The organism is Pseudomonas sp. GW823-FHT01D03 (genome assembly GCF_058798255.1).
Genome location: NZ_JBXAKK010000001.1, coordinates 5,233,303 through 5,248,229, shown reverse-complemented (window position 1 = coordinate 5,248,229; position 14,927 = coordinate 5,233,303). Strand labels below are relative to the sequence as shown.

The 14,927-nt window shown below is 57.7% G+C and carries 13 protein-coding genes; 8 read left to right on the top strand and 5 right to left on the bottom strand.

Annotated features, from left to right (window positions below):
* Positions 1-20: 20 nt before the first annotated feature.
* Positions 21-434, bottom strand: a complete 414-nt coding sequence (gene mscL, locus AC1RBR_RS23220; protein ID WP_095139278.1) for a large-conductance mechanosensitive channel protein MscL — start codon at positions 432-434, stop codon at positions 21-23.
* Between the two features lie 285 nt (positions 435-719).
* Here mscL and katB point away from each other — a divergent pair, with 285 nt between their 5' ends.
* Genes katB through radA form a run of 3 tightly spaced genes read left to right on the top strand, consistent with a single transcriptional unit; the run spans position 720 to position 4,269 of the window.
* Positions 720-2,261: a catalase KatB gene (gene katB, locus AC1RBR_RS23215; protein WP_492566750.1), complete on the top strand. Its 1,542-nt coding sequence runs from the start codon at positions 720-722 to the stop codon at positions 2,259-2,261.
* A gap of 60 nt (positions 2,262-2,321) precedes the next feature.
* Entirely contained in the window at positions 2,322-2,858 is a 537-nt protein-coding gene (locus AC1RBR_RS23210; protein ID WP_492566749.1) for an ankyrin repeat domain-containing protein, read from the top strand.
* A 43-nt stretch (positions 2,859-2,901) separates the two neighbouring features.
* Complete coding sequence (radA, locus tag AC1RBR_RS23205) at positions 2,902-4,269, top strand: DNA repair protein RadA (RefSeq protein WP_007963764.1); 1,368 nt, start codon at positions 2,902-2,904, stop codon at positions 4,267-4,269.
* Between the two features lie 130 nt (positions 4,270-4,399).
* On the opposite strand, the gene AC1RBR_RS23200 is transcribed toward radA, so the two are convergent.
* The gene (locus tag AC1RBR_RS23200) at positions 4,400-4,768 is read right to left on the bottom strand and encodes a PilZ domain-containing protein (protein ID WP_492566747.1); all 369 of its coding nucleotides are present in this window, start codon (positions 4,766-4,768) and stop codon (positions 4,400-4,402) included.
* 159 nt (positions 4,769-4,927) lie between these two features.
* On the opposite strand from AC1RBR_RS23200, the gene AC1RBR_RS23195 reads away from it, so the two are divergent.
* The 5 genes from AC1RBR_RS23195 (at position 4,928) to lanM (ending at position 11,923) form a co-directional block, all read left to right on the top strand.
* Positions 4,928-6,994, top strand: coding sequence for a carbon starvation CstA family protein (locus tag AC1RBR_RS23195; protein ID WP_095139282.1), 2,067 nt, complete (start codon positions 4,928-4,930; stop codon positions 6,992-6,994).
* A 15-nt stretch (positions 6,995-7,009) separates the two neighbouring features.
* Complete coding sequence (locus AC1RBR_RS23190; protein ID WP_003228401.1) at positions 7,010-7,207, top strand: YbdD/YjiX family protein; 198 nt, start codon at positions 7,010-7,012, stop codon at positions 7,205-7,207.
* A 151-nt stretch (positions 7,208-7,358) separates the two neighbouring features.
* Positions 7,359-8,330: a GTPase gene (gene yjiA, locus AC1RBR_RS23185; protein ID WP_492566745.1), complete on the top strand. Its 972-nt coding sequence runs from the start codon at positions 7,359-7,361 to the stop codon at positions 8,328-8,330.
* A gap of 245 nt (positions 8,331-8,575) precedes the next feature.
* The gene (locus AC1RBR_RS23180; protein ID WP_158558385.1) at positions 8,576-8,725 is read left to right on the top strand and encodes a hypothetical protein; all 150 of its coding nucleotides are present in this window, start codon (positions 8,576-8,578) and stop codon (positions 8,723-8,725) included.
* Positions 8,726-8,782: 57 nt separating this feature from the next.
* A complete protein-coding gene (gene lanM / locus AC1RBR_RS23175) occupies positions 8,783-11,923 on the top strand; it encodes a type 2 lanthipeptide synthetase LanM (protein ID WP_492566743.1) in 3,141 nt (1,046 codons plus the stop codon).
* Here lanM and AC1RBR_RS23170 read toward each other — a convergent pair.
* The 3 genes from AC1RBR_RS23170 to AC1RBR_RS23160 form a co-directional block, all read right to left on the bottom strand.
* Entirely contained in the window at positions 11,850-12,548 is a 699-nt protein-coding gene (locus AC1RBR_RS23170) for a GntR family transcriptional regulator (protein WP_492566741.1), read from the bottom strand. The two genes, lanM and AC1RBR_RS23170, sit on opposite strands and share 74 nt — an antisense overlap.
* A gap of 23 nt (positions 12,549-12,571) precedes the next feature.
* The gene (locus tag AC1RBR_RS23165) at positions 12,572-13,276 is read right to left on the bottom strand and encodes a FadR/GntR family transcriptional regulator (RefSeq protein WP_492566740.1); all 705 of its coding nucleotides are present in this window, start codon (positions 13,274-13,276) and stop codon (positions 12,572-12,574) included.
* Positions 13,277-13,360: 84 nt separating this feature from the next.
* Positions 13,361-14,674: a C4-dicarboxylate transporter DctA gene (locus AC1RBR_RS23160; protein ID WP_095139287.1), complete on the bottom strand. Its 1,314-nt coding sequence runs from the start codon at positions 14,672-14,674 to the stop codon at positions 13,361-13,363.
* Between the last annotated feature and the right edge of the window lie 253 nt (positions 14,675-14,927).

Below are 14,927 nucleotides of genomic sequence, written 5' to 3'. Positions count from 1 at the left end.
CGTTTTCAGTCATGAAGCAGTCAAGGCTGGTTGTTCTGGGCCTTGAGCAGATCGCGGATCTCGCCGAGCAACTCTTCTTCCTTGGTCGGAACCGGTGGCAGGGAAGGGGCCACGGCTTCTTCGCGTTTCAGGCGGTTGATGGCTTTGACACCCATGAAAATCGCGAAAGCAACGATCATGAAATCCAGAACACTCTGGATGAATTTACCGTAAGCCAGTACCACGGCAGGGGCGTTGCCCTCGGCGGCTTTTAGCGTGATGGCCAGATCACTGAAGTCCACCCCTCCGATCAACAGGCCGATTGGCGGCATGATCACGTCGCCGACAAACGACGAAACAATTTTGCCGAAGGCGGCACCGATGATGATACCGACGGCCATGTCGACCACATTGCCTTTGACCGCGAAGGCCTTGAACTCACTTAGCACGCCCATAGGTTATTTCCTTGTTACAGATGAGGTTGGTGTACGCAGTGTAAATCAGCAAACGCGTCCTGCGCGAAACACCTTCTTACAATGCCCGTTTTTATCGACCGATAAATCCGCGTTTAGTTTGCAAAGTGCCACTAATCGCGCGCGAAATACGCCGTAACACGCTGATCGGGAAGCCAAAATTTTCAATCGTCGGGTTACGAACTTTCTATTTATGTTCGCGGACTTAGCCCTCTAGCCTCTGGTTGGCGCACCTGGATGCGCCCAAAAGAACCAGAGGAACCTGATATGAATTCCACCCTTGGACTGGGGGCTTTTCCCCATCGCCGTACGCTCGGCGTACTCACCGCCAGCCTGTTGACCTTCTCCGTGCATGCCGCGCCCCTGACCCGGGATAACGGTGCAGCGGTGGGCGACAATCAGAACTCGCAAACCGCCGGCGCCAACGGCCCGGTGCTGCTGCAAGACGTGCAACTGATCCAGAAACTCCAGCGTTTCGACCGTGAGCGCATTCCCGAGCGTGTGGTGCATGCCCGCGGTACCGGTGCCCATGGCACGTTCACCGTGACCAACGACCTCAGCGATCTGAGCAAGGCCAAGGTGTTCGCTGCCGGGCAGGTGACGCCTGTGTTCGTGCGCTTCTCCGCGGTGGTACACGGTAACCACTCCCCGGAAACCCTGCGCGATCCACGGGGTTTTGCCACCAAGTTTTACACCGCTGATGGCAACTGGGACCTGGTCGGCAACAACTTCCCGACCTTCTTCATTCGCGACGCGATCAAGTTTCCGGACATGGTCCATGCGTTCAAACCCGATCCACGCACCAACCTTGACGATGACTCGCGTCGTTTCGACTTCTTCTCCCACGTGCCGGAAGCCACTCGCACGCTGACCGAGCTGTATTCCAACTCGGGTACTCCAGCCAGTTATCGGGAAATGGATGGTAATGGTGTGCATGCCTACAAGTTGGTTAACGCCAAAGGCGAAGTACACTATGTGAAGTTTCACTGGAAGAGTTTGCAGGGCATCAAAAACCTGACACCTGAACAAGTCGAAAAAGTTCAGGGCAAGGATTACAGTCATATGACTAATGATCTGGTCAGTCATATCAACAAGGGTGATTTCCCGAAATGGGACTTGTACATCCAAGTACTGAATCCGCAAGATTTGTCCAAGTTTGATTTCGATCCATTGGACGCCACCAAGATCTGGCCGAATGTTCCCGAGCGAAAAGTTGGACAAATGGTGTTGAACCGTAATCCAGCCAATGTGTTCCAGGAAACCGAACAAGTTGCGATGGCCCCGGCCAATGTTGTTCCGGGAATCGAGCCTTCGGAAGATCGTCTGTTGCAAGGTCGAGTGTTTTCTTATGCCGATACGCAGATGTACCGCTTGGGTGCCAATGCCCTGCAACTGCCGATCAATGCGCCAAAAGTTGCCGTCAACAATGGCAATCAGGACGGTGCGATGAACTTCGGTGCCACGGCGTCAGGCGTGAACTATCAGCCGAGTCGCCTGCAACCGCGTGACGAGCCGCAAAGCGCGCGTTACAGCCAGCTGGCACTGTCGGGCAGCACCCAGCAGGCGAAGATTCAGCGTGAGGAGAACTTCAAACAGGCCGGTGATCTGTATCGCTCGTTCAGTCAGCAGGAGCGTCAGGACCTGATCGCCAGCTTCGGCGGTTCGCTGGCGACCACCGATGACGAGAGCAAGCACATCATCCTGTCCTTCCTTTATAAGGCCGATCCGGAGTACGGCACTGGTGTGACCAAAGTGGCCAAGGGTGACCTGAGCCGGGTCAAGGCGCTGGCAGCGAAACTGGTCGACTGATCTCGACGCCATGCAGAGCGGGGCCTGACTCAGGCCCCGCTCTGCCCAAGGAGAGCGTTTATGCGTGCCTTTCTTTTACTGTTGCTCGTTTGCCTGTCCTTCTCAGCGCTGGCCGGGCAAAGCCCTGAGGCGATCAAGGCGCAGTTGCAGGATTACTATTTCGATGCCGCCCGGCGTGGCGATGTGCCGATGCTCGAGACCTTTATCGAATCCGGTTACTCCCTCGATACTCGCGACAGCAAGGGCTACACCGCGTTGATTCTGGCGGCGTATCACGGCCAGGGCGCGGCAGTTGACCGGTTACTGGCGGCAGGCGCTGATGCCTGCGCGCAGGACCAGCGCGGCAACACGGCGCTGATGGGCGCGATTTTCAAAGGCGAAATCCAGATCGCCCGCCGCCTGATGGCCACCGATTGCAGCCCCGATCAGCGTAACGGCGCAGGCCAGACAGCGGCGATGTACGCCGGGTTGTTCAAGCGCGTTGAACTGCTCGACGCACTCAAGGCCAAGGGCGCCGACCTCAATGCCGAGGATCCGCTGGGCAACAGCGCCGCGCGTCTGGCCAACGGCGAAATCCGCACCGCCGTGCCGCGCTGAGCGGTGGCTGCGTTATCATCGCGGTTTTTGCCGGGGGATCCAGATGGCCAAGGCCAAGCGCATGTACGGCTGCACCGAGTGCGGCGCAACCTTTCCCAAATGGGCAGGCCAGTGCGGCGAGTGCGGCGCCTGGAACACCCTGACCGAAACCATGATCGAGAGCGGTGGCGCCACGGCGCCCACCGGACGTACCGGCTGGGCCGGGCAGCAAGCGCAGATCAAGACCCTGGCCGAAGTCAGCATCGAGGAGATTCCGCGCTTCTCCACCGCCTCCGGTGAGCTGGATCGGGTTTTGGGCGGCGGTCTGGTCGACGGTTCGGTGGTGCTGATCGGTGGTGACCCGGGCATCGGCAAGTCGACGATTCTGTTACAGACCCTGTGCAACCTCGCCAAGAGCATGCCCGCGCTGTACGTCACCGGCGAAGAATCCCAGCAACAAGTGGCCATGCGTGCCCGCCGTCTGGGGTTGCCCCAGGATCAACTGCGGGTGATGACCGAAACCTGCATCGAAACCATCATCGCCACCGCTCGCCAGGAAAAGCCCAAGGTGATGGTGATCGACTCGATCCAGACGATTTTCACCGAACAATTGCAGTCGGCCCCCGGCGGCGTGTCGCAGGTACGCGAGAGCGCGGCGCTGCTGGTGCGTTATGCCAAGCAGAGCGGCACGGCGATTTTTCTCGTTGGTCACGTTACCAAGGAAGGCGCGCTCGCCGGCCCGCGGGTGCTGGAGCACATGGTCGATACCGTGCTGTATTTCGAAGGCGAGTCCGATGGCCGTTTGCGATTGCTGCGGGCGGTGAAAAATCGTTTCGGTGCGGTCAACGAACTCGGCGTGTTCGGTATGACCGACAAGGGCTTGAAAGAAGTCTCCAACCCGTCGGCGATTTTTCTCACCCGAGCTCAGGAAGAAGTCCCGGGCAGTGTGGTGATGGCCACCTGGGAAGGCACCCGGCCGATGCTGGTGGAAGTGCAGGCGCTGGTCGATGACAGTCATCTGGCCAATCCACGGCGGGTGACGTTGGGGCTGGATCAGAACCGTCTGGCGATGCTGCTGGCGGTTTTGCATCGCCATGGCGGCATTCCGACCCACGATCAGGACGTGTTCCTCAACGTGGTCGGCGGGGTGAAGGTGTTGGAGACAGCATCGGATCTGGCGTTGATGGCGGCGGTGATGTCGAGCCTGCGCAACCGGCCATTGCCGCATGATCTGCTGGTGTTTGGTGAAGTGGGCTTGTCCGGCGAAGTGCGTCCGGTGCCGAGTGGGCAGGAGCGCCTGAAGGAAGCGGCCAAGCATGGCTTCAAACGGGCGATCGTGCCCAAGGGCAATGCGCCGAAGGAGGCGCCGCCGGGCCTGCAGATCATTGCCGTGACCCGTTTGGAGCAGGCGCTCGACGCACTGTTCGAATAATCTTTCAGATACGTCGCATACCCTGTGGGAGCGGGCTTGCCCGCGAAAGCGGTGTGTCAGTCGAAATCAATGTTGACTGACACGGCCTCTTCGCGGGCAAGCCCGCTCCCACAGGGATTTGTGGTGGTTTCTAGATTTCGATCAGGGCGCCCAGTTCGCGCTCCAACTCCTGCGGATCGCCCAGGTTGAACTCGATCAATCGCCGCAAACGCTCGATCGACTCCAGACCGATATGCCGGCAGACAAACCCCAACTGGCCATTTTCTTCATGGGTCAGACGCACATCCATCTCGATATCGACATCGTCGCTCAGATGAATGTCGACGAAAAAATCCTCTTCCCGATCGCCCAGCCAAGGCTCCGGCCGTTCGATCAACAGCCCCTTCAGCGACAGGTCGATCAGTTTCACCGGCCAGATATATTCACCTTGGCGCAACTCGGTTCTGGCATCGAACGCAATACGTTTGAAGCGACGGCGATTGGCTGGGTGTTCGCTCATGGCGCAATCCTCGGAAGAGTTCGCTGACTATAGACCCGACCGTTGGGTGGCTGCCAATCGACAAGCCGTCTAGACCAACGTCGGGGTATGGCCTTTGGCGCCGTAAGCGCTAAACTCGGGGTGGCTGTCTTTCTTGTCCACCCTGGCTGGAATAATAAAATGAAAAATAATAATAGCCTGCTACGCCACTTACCCTGGCTAGTGCTGGCAATCGTAGGAGCGTGCGCCCTGGGCGTAGTGGCATTGCGCCGCGGCGAGGCGATCAACGCCTTGTGGATCGTGGTCGCAGCCGTGGCCATTTATCTGGTTGCGTACCGTTACTACAGTCTGTTCATCGCCAACAATGTGATGCAACTGGATCCGCGTCGGGCCACCCCCGCCGTGCTCAACAACGACGGTCTGGACTATGTGCCGACCAACAAACACATTCTTTTCGGTCACCACTTCGCCGCGATCGCGGGCGCCGGACCTCTGGTCGGCCCGGTATTGGCGGCGCAGATGGGCTATCTGCCCGGCACACTCTGGCTGATTGCCGGTGTGGTGCTGGCGGGCGCGGTGCAGGACTTCATGGTTCTGTTCATGTCGACCCGGCGCAACGGCCGCTCGCTGGGCGACATGGTGCGTGAAGAAATGGGCCGCATTCCCGGCACCATCGCACTGTTCGGCTGCTTCCTGATCATGATCATCATCCTTGCGGTGCTGGCGCTGATCGTCGTGAAAGCCCTGGCCGAGAGCCCATGGGGTATTTTCACGGTGATGGCGACCATCCCGATCGCGATGTTCATGGGCATCTACATGCGCTACATCCGCCCGGGCCGCATCGGTGAGATCTCGGTGGTCGGCGTATTGCTGCTGCTGGGTTCGATCTGGCTCGGTGGGCAGATCGCCGCCGATCCGGTGTGGGCCAAGGCGTTCACCTTCACCGGCGTGCAGATTACCTGGATGCTGGTCGGTTACGGTTTCGTCGCTGCGTCGCTGCCGGTGTGGCTGATTCTGGCGCCGCGTGACTACCTCTCCACGTTCCTCAAGATCGGTACCATCGTTGCTCTGGCAATCGGCATTCTGGTGACCATGCCCGAGCTGAAAATGCCCGCGCTGACCCAGTTCGTCGACGGCACCGGCCCGGTGTGGAAGGGCGGCCTGTTCCCGTTCCTGTTCATCACCATCGCTTGCGGTGCGGTATCGGGTTTCCACGCGCTGATCTCGTCGGGCACCACGCCGAAGCTGCTGGATAACGAAACCAACGCGCGTTACATCGGTTATGGCGGCATGCTGATGGAATCGTTTGTAGCGATCATGGCGATGGTTGCTGCTTCGGTGATCGAGCCTGGCGTGTACTTCGCCATGAACAGCCCGGCGGCCGTGGTCGGCAGTGATGTGGCCTCCGTTGCGCAAGTGGTCACCAGTTGGGGCTTCGCCATTACGCCTGAGGCGTTGCAAGCCGTGGCGCACGATATTGGTGAAACAACCATTCTGGCGCGTGCTGGCGGTGCGCCGACCCTGGCGGTCGGTATCGCGCAGATCCTGCACAGTGTCCTGCCGGGTGAAAACACCATGGCGTTCTGGTACCACTTCGCGATCCTGTTCGAAGCGCTGTTCATTCTGACGGCTGTGGACGCCGGCACCCGTGCCGGGCGCTTCATGCTGCAGGATCTGCTCGGCTCCTTCGTTCCGGCGCTCAAGCGCACCGAGTCGTGGACCGCCAACCTGATCGCTACCGCCGGTTGCGTGGCGATGTGGGGCTGGCTGCTGTACCAGGGCGTGGTCGATCCGCTGGGCGGCATCAACACCCTGTGGCCGCTGTTCGGTATCTCCAACCAGATGCTGGCCGGTATTGCGCTGATGCTCGGTACCGTGGTTCTGATCAAGATGAAGCGCCAGCGCTATATCTGGGTCACCCTGTTGCCGGCCACCTGGCTGCTGATCTGCACCACGACCGCGGGCTTCATCAAGCTGTTCGACGCCAACCCGGCGATCGGCTTCCTGTCGCTGGCCAAGAAATACAGCGATGCGCTGGCCAACGGTCAGGTGCTGGCACCGGCAAAAAGCGTCGAGCAGATGCAGCACGTGATCTTCAACGCTTACACCAACGCAACGCTCACCGCGCTGTTCCTGTTCGTGGTCTTCAGCATCCTGTTCTATGCGCTCAAGGTCGGCATCGCCGCCTGGGGCAAAAAAGAGCGTACGGATAAAGAATCGCCATTCCAGGCCCTGCCGGATGCGTAACCAGAGGATTGCAGCATGTTCAATGACCTGAGTCGCCTCGGTAAATACCTCGGTCAGGCCGCGCGCCTGATGGTCGGCATGCCCGACTACGACACCTACGTCGAGCATATGCAAACCAAGCACCCGGACAAACCGGTGATGAGCTACGAGATGTTCTTCCGCGAACGTCAGGAAGCGCGTTACGGTGGCAAGGGTGGGCCGAAGTGCTGTTGAGCTGACAGCCTGCGGTTGAGGTAATCCCCCGGTGGGAGCGGGCTTGCTCGCGAATACGGAGTGTCAGTTGATCGTGTGGTGACTGACACACCGCTTTCGCGAGCAAGCCCGCTCCCACATTTGTTTTGTGATTCTTTCAGGAGATCGTGTTTTGTCTTCTCCCATACCCGTAACGGTACTCAGCGGTTTCCTCGGTGCCGGCAAGACCACTTTGCTGCGCCATCTATTGAAAGCCGAGCACGGCCTGAAAATCGCCGTGATCGAAAACGAGTTCAGCGACGCCGGCATCGATAGCCAATTGCTGGGCGAGGAGCCGGTGCAAGTCATGACCCTGGCCAACGGCTGCGTCTGCTGCACCATCCACACTGACCTGACCAAGGCCTTGTACCTGCTGCTCGAACGCCTGGACAACGGCGAAATCGCCTTCGATCGCTTGATGATCGAGTGCACCGGTCTCGCCGACCCGGCCCCGGTGGCGCAGACCTTTTTCATCGATGAGGAACTGCGCGAGCGTTATCTGCTCGACGGCATCATCACCCTGGTGGATGCCGCCCATGCCGACCAGCACCTGACCCAGACCATCGCCCAGGCGCAGATCGGTTTCGCCGATCGCTTGCTGGTGAGCAAGACCGATCTGGTCGATGAGACCACGTTCAACGCATTGAGCGAACGCCTGACGCGAATCAACCGTCGTGCGCCAATCCGCGTGGTCGAGCACGGCAACATCGATCTGGCGGAACTGCTCGACGTGCGCGGCTTCAACCTCAACGCCGACCTGGGCGGCGGGGTGAGCCTGCGTCCGGTAAGCAAGGCGCCCTCCATCGACCGCATTTCCAGCCTGGTGCTGCGCACAGACCAGCCGCTGGATATCGATCAGCTCAGTGAGTTCATGAATGAGCTGCTGGAAGAGCACGGCAAGCAGTTACTGCGTTACAAGGGCGTACTGAACATTGCTGGCGAGGATCGGCGGCTGGTGTTTCAGGGCGTTTTGAAACTTTACGGTTTTGACTGGGACACCGAGTGGGCCGAGGGTGAGGCCCGGGAAAGTGTCATCGTGTTTATTGCCGATGATCTGCCGGAAGATAAAATTCGAGAAGGTTTTGCCCGGCTGACTATCAATTGAGAGTTTGAGGTTCATGGCAAACGACACTCGTTGTTTTTTCAGCGAGTGTTGGTTCTTTTTGGGGTATTGCTTTGTAGTTTGACTTCTAGAAAGTTGCAGCATATTGCTAGTGCAGGTTTGTGCATGGTTTTAATTGGTGTTGGACACATCCGGTTGGTTTTTTAAAGTAGGCATTTTACGCTCCTGTGTTAATTTTGAAATGTGCCACTCAAAGGCATATATCAATTTAATAACAGGAGAAGTATATGAAAGATAAAGTTCTGGAAATGTCTGGTGATTTTGCCGGCGATTTTGAAGCCTATGTAAAAGCAGGCGTCAACAAGATGGCCGGTGTTGAAGTAATGGCAACGACTGCTATCACCTGCGAGAGCCTGGGTTGCACGTTCGGCTGTTAAGGCCTTCTGTAACATATGGCGGATGGATAATCCGCCATACTGCTCAAGGTGGAGAAAATGCTTGCTGACATTCTGACGTTTCAAGAGCGCAAATCATCGGGTTCTGGAGGTGGCGTCGATGTCGACATCCTGCGTAGTACCCTGGAGATGTTGCATAAAGACGATCATGCCCTGTTGCGTTATTTTGGTATGGGCAAAAACGACCTGATTGAATGGTTTGAAAATAACGCCAGACAACCTGTGCTGGAAAAACGATGTACGTCTCTGCAGAAGCTTGAGGCGAAAGTTCGACTGATTATGTCCATGTCTGAAAAAGACTGGATACGCAAAGCAGGGGGCGAACCATTTTCAGGCTTTTACGATTGTATGTTTGGTTACTTTGAATATGCGTTTCAGAGCGACAGTCGATACAAACCCATTCATGAATGGTGTCATCTGGGATCATTGATTTCAGGTGTCAGGCATTATGTACTGGCCTGTGTAAAACGAGTTTCTGAAAAATCCCTGGTGCACTTCCTTAATACTCGACTGGCCGAGGGCATTGATTCCGATCTGGAATCGTTCGAGCAATATTTAAGCGCGGGCGGATCAGGCCAGTTCCTTTTGGACTATCCGGTGGTTGCCGACTTACTGTTCAAACAGTTGGAAGGGATCGCAGGTTATCTCTACAACATCATTTTTCACTTTGCTGATGATGTGTGCATGCTTGCCAGCGTGTTTGGTTTGTCTGGCCGACGAATCGACTCGATCGAACTTGGAATGGGAGATCCCCACGCCAATGGTGAAACGGTTTGCGCAGTACGGGTCGGGAGCCAATCACTGGTTTACAAACCACGAACAAACAGAGAAGCGCAGCTCTATGGCTCGCTGCTGGCGTTGCTGTACGAAAAAAGCGCTGATGAAGGCTTTTCCGCTCGTGCCCCGCTACTGGTATGTATGGAAGATCATAGCTGGATTGAGTACATCGATAATCGCGCCTGCGGGAGCGAGGCCGATCTGGCTCTGTTCTACAGGCGCGCGGGTGCGCAGGTAGCCCTTGTCCACGCCTTGAACGGCATCGACTTTCATTACGAAAACATCATTGCGTGCGGGAGCAGTCCCGTCTTGATCGATCTCGAGTGTCTATTCACTGCCTCCATGATCGATCTGCAAGATGATCTTCCCGGCAACGGCGCTTTGTTCAAAACCCTCAAGCTCAATAGCCGCTCAGTCTTTAGCAGTGGTTTTGTTCCCTATTCGCCGAATTCGGACAACGATTTCAGTGGCCTGACGTCTCAAAAACAATTCAGCACGACGGCCAGGCAATTGATCCGCGAGCAAGGCTTGTACCATCTGCGGCGCATACAGGTCAGCAAAACCCCGATGATCAAACATTTACCGGTTTTCAACGGGGTGACGTATTCAGTAGAGCTTTTTCAGGAGGCTTTTCTGAAGGGCTTTGAATGTGCCTACGATGAGGTGGTGAAACATCAGGCAGCGGTGCTTGACTGTATCCGGCACCAGGCTCCCCACTTAAAAACACGCGTGCTGCTCAAAAATACCCAGCGTTATATAGACTTTCTTGAACTGACACTGCACCCACGCTTCACGCAATGCATGCTCCAGAGGCAGCTGTTGCTGGCGACCCTGTGGTCGGAGTCGAATGCATCGCTCATTGCAAAAAATGTGGCCGCCTACGAGGTGGGGGATATGCAGAGTGGCAACATTCCAAGTTTCACCATGCCTATCGCCTCGAACTGGATACACGATTCCCACGGGACGTTTGTGGCCGCGCTCGACATCGAAAGTCCTCTGGAAAGCTGCCAACGAAAACTGAGCGCGTTGTGCCCTGCGGACAGAACGTTCCAGACCTCTATTCTGAAGGAGTGCCTGTTCCCTTCGGGCAATGGGGCGATGCCGATGCACCGGCGGCACATCGCCAAAGGCGTACCGAGCCTGCAGCCGGCGGATTATCTGGAAGGCGCTCTCAAGGTCGCGGCGGCCATAGAGCGGTTGCGTATTGAAGGTGCCGAAGGGGACGTGGCGTGGGGGTTCCTGAACGAGCACCCGACAACCCGGCGTAAATACCTGTCACCCATGACCAACAGTCTCTACAGCGGCATGGGCGGACTCGCGGTTTTTTATATGAGTCTGTTCCGTGTCAGTGGCCGCGCAGAGCACTTGGCCAAGGCTGATCAAATCGTCGATTCCATGGGCAGATCCCACGAGCATTTTGACAGTGACATGGCCGCCAGTGCCTATTTTGGTCTGGCGTCGTACCTCTATGTGCTGGTCAATCATGAGCGGGTGACAGGCCGGGACATCCACCGTGCGACGATCGATGAGTTACTGCACAGGCTTGATGATTATCCACGGCAGGGGGATGACTTCGATTTCCTTAACGGTTGGTGCGGGACCGTCACGCTGCTGGCGAATCTCTATCTGCTTCGGCCGCAAAAGCGCCTGATTCCCTTGATCGAAAAGCTCTCGACCGCCATCCGGGCGGAACTGGCAATTGACAGTGGGCGATTTGTGCGCAAGACCTGTTCCACCCCGTTGCTGACCGGATTCTCCCATGGGATTTCGGGAATACTCCATGCGCTCTCCAAGGTCTATGAAGTCACAGCAGACGCGACGTTGATTGCGCTGATAAAGGACCTGCTGGAGGACGAAAATCGTCAGATGAACCATGGGTTCTGGCTGGATTTACGTGAACCGTCGCAACCCGCTCACATGAGCAAATGGTGCCACGGCGATGCCGGAATCCTGATCGCCAGGCTGCAGCTCAGGCATTCGCTCAAAGACATGATGGACGCCGAACACCTGGAGACGGTCGAGCGCGATATCCGCCGATGTGAAAGCAACCTCTGGTGCCATGGCCTAGGCTCCGGTTACAGCCAGTGTCACGGTGATTTCGGCAATCTGATGTGTCTGTTGTCACTGTACCGCCGCACTGAAAATCATCAGGGTATCGCGAGAGCCTTGCAGGCATTTTCCGAGACTGCCGACAACTTTTTCAGTGAGGATCTGATTTCGCAAGACAGTGTGCCTGTGCTGGGGATGATGTTGGGCATCGCCGGCGTCGGTCAGGCATTGTTGAGTGCGATTGATTCGACGTTGCCCGATGCGCTGGCACTGACCTTCTTCACGGCGCCAGACCCAGCAGTTGCTGTTCAAGATCGCTCAGATGTCGATTCATCAGACGAACCGCGGCATTGACGTCATTGCGCTCCACTGCATCGACAATGGTGGTGTGTGTTTGCACCGTCGTGTCCCGGTTGGTCTGCTGTCGACATTGGGCCAGCGCCAGAGACGTCATGGGCACCAGGCTACCAAGAAAGTGCGCCAGGGGAGCATTGCCTGCCAGTTTGGCCAGTTGCAGGTGGAACTCGCCGGACAGCCGAATGGCGGCTCCGTGCTGGCCAAGGGCGCGGGATCGCCGCTGTTTTTCAATCAGTTCGCGCAGTGCTTCAAGACCGGCAGGTTGCTGCTGGCAGGTAAGCTCAAGCAGCATGATTTCGGTCAGGCGCCGTGCGTGGAGTATCTGGCGGGTCTGTTCGGGGGCAGCTATGGCAATTTTCGGGCGCTGATGCGTGCGCAGGATGACGACCTGCTCATGGGACAGCTGGGTCAGCGTCCGACGTATCTGGCTGCGGCTCGCACCGAACATCTGCACCAGACTTTCTTCTGTGAAGCGACTGGCCGCGGTGAGGCGCTGATCCAGGATTGCTTCGAATATCTGCGGGTAGGGGTCGTCCTCCGGTGCTTCGTGGCGAAGTTCCCGGGCAAACGGCGGGGCGGCAGGGATCTCGCGATCATATTGCAGTGAAGCGAAGCTGTTCATGGCCGGTCTCCAGTTCGAGTGCATCAACGGCTGAGGTTGTCATCCGGAATGTTCAATTCAATGCCCATCCGCTGACCTTCGCACAGAATGTGCCGACGCATTTCGGCGCTGGCCTGGGCGCTGTTCTTGCTGCGGATTGCGCGCACTACCGCTTCGTTTTCTTCCAGACGTTCAGCCAGATGCTCGGGCGAATTGCGCAGCACTTCGGCGCTTTGCTTGAGGGCATTGCTGGTTTGCTGCACCACACTCTGGAAGATCGGGTTCGAGGTCAGGGTGAACAGCTCCTCGTGGAAGGCGATGTAGGCGCTGACCCCGGCTTCGCTGTCGCCCGCTTCGAGGGCTTCGCGCATGTCCATCAGGGTCAGGCGCAACTGGCCGACTTCCTTGCTGCTGATCGACTGCGCGACCAGGCCGACGATGAATGGCTCAAGGGTGTAGCGCAGTTGCAGCACGTCTTCGAGGCTGGCGCCGGCCACCGCGCTGTCGTGGCTCTGGCTGTCGCTGAGCTGGGCGTCGAGCACCACCACGCCTTTGCCCGGCATCGAGCGCACCAGGCCAAGGGTTTCCAGGACGATCACCGCTTCGCGCAGGCTCGGACGACTGATGCCCAGTTGTTCGGCCAGTTCGCGCTGGCCCGGCAGCATGTCGCCGGAGCGCCACTGACCACGGGCGAGGGCGGCGCGCAGTTTTTCTACGACTGAGTTGACGACGGTTGATGTGGTGATCACTTGTCTTGCTCCGTAAGCCCGTTGGGGATGCCGCAAACAAGATCAAAAGATCGCAGCCTGCGGCAGCTCCTGCGGGGTTGAAAATCAGAACTCTTGCTGGTGCGCCGGAGTTCCGGTTTTACGCGGTTGAAAGGTGTAGCCCTGCTGACCGCTAAGTACTTTGTTTGCGCGTTGCACATCGATGTCCTTTTCCCACCGGGCGATGGCCACGGTGGCGACGCAGTTGCCGATCAGATTAGTCAGCGCCCGGCCGATGCCCATGAACCAGTCCACTGCCAGTACCAGCACCAGACCCACTACCGGAATCGCTGGAATGGCCGTCAGCGTCGCGGCCAGAATCACCAGCGCCGAGCCGGGAATGCCGTGGGCACCTTTCGAAGTGATCAGCGACACGAGCAGAATCGTCAGCAGATCGGTCATCGCCAGTGGTGTACCGGTGGCGTTGGCGATGAACACGATGGCCAGGGTCAGGTAGATCGAGAAACCGTCGAGGTTGAACGAATAGCCGGTGGGAATCACCAGGCCGACCGTCGAGCTGCCAATCCCCAGGTGTTCGAGTTTGCGCATGATCTGTGGCAGCACGGCGTCGGAAGAAGCGGTGCCCATGACGATCAGCAACTCTTCGCGCAGGTACTTGAGCAGTGGCCACAGGCGCAGGCCCGAGGCACGCATCACCACGCCGAGGATCACGCTGACGAATGCCATGCAGGTCAGGTAGAACAGGCCGACCAGACTGCCTAGGTGTTGCAGCGAATCGAGGCCGTATTTGCTGGTGGTGAAGGCGATGGCGCCGAACACGCCGATCGGCGCCAGGCGCACGATCATGCCCATGATCCGGAAAATCACATGGCTCAGTTCGTTGATCAGCCGCGAGATTCCGGAGGCCGCTTCACCGACCAGATTCAACGCACTGCCGAACAGTACCGAGAACAGCAGCACTTGCAGAATGTTGTTGTCGGCGAAAGCTCCGAGCACCGAGGTCGGGATCAGGTCCATCAGGAACTGGGTGGTGGTGTGCATGTGCTGGCCGCGTTCGGCGATATCGCCCATGTCGGCGGCAGACAGTTGCTCCAGATGGATATTCGCACCGCTGCCGATCCCGGTGCTGAAGGCGAACACCAGACCGATCACCAGGGCGAGGGTGGTCAGCACTTCAAAGTAGATCACCGACTTAAGGCCGATGCGCCCGACCTTCTTCAGGTCGCCCGCACCGCTGATGCCGCTGACCACCACGCAGAACACGATCAGGCCGATGAGCATCTTGATCAGTTTGATGAAGCCGTCACCCAGCGGTTTGAGCTGAGCGGAATATTCGGGAAGGGTCAGCCCGCAGACGATGCCGAGCACCAGTCCGAGAACCACTTGGAGGAAGATTGAACGCGAGCACCATCTGAGCATGGGAGGAATCCTGGTCGGTGTCCTGGCTGCCGTGCGCGTGGCGCATCAGATTCAGGACTTAATTATTGTGGTCTTACCGGTATGTCCAGTGCGGGTGCAGTCTAGTCGCGGATTTTTGCGGATCGCAAGTGAAAATTGACGAATTGGCATGACCGGTCTGACCAGTTGTGCGGTGAGTCCCGTTCTTGAGCGGTTCAGGCGTTTGAAAAAATGTGGGCATAAAAAAACCGGCCAATCACTTGGCCGGTTTTTC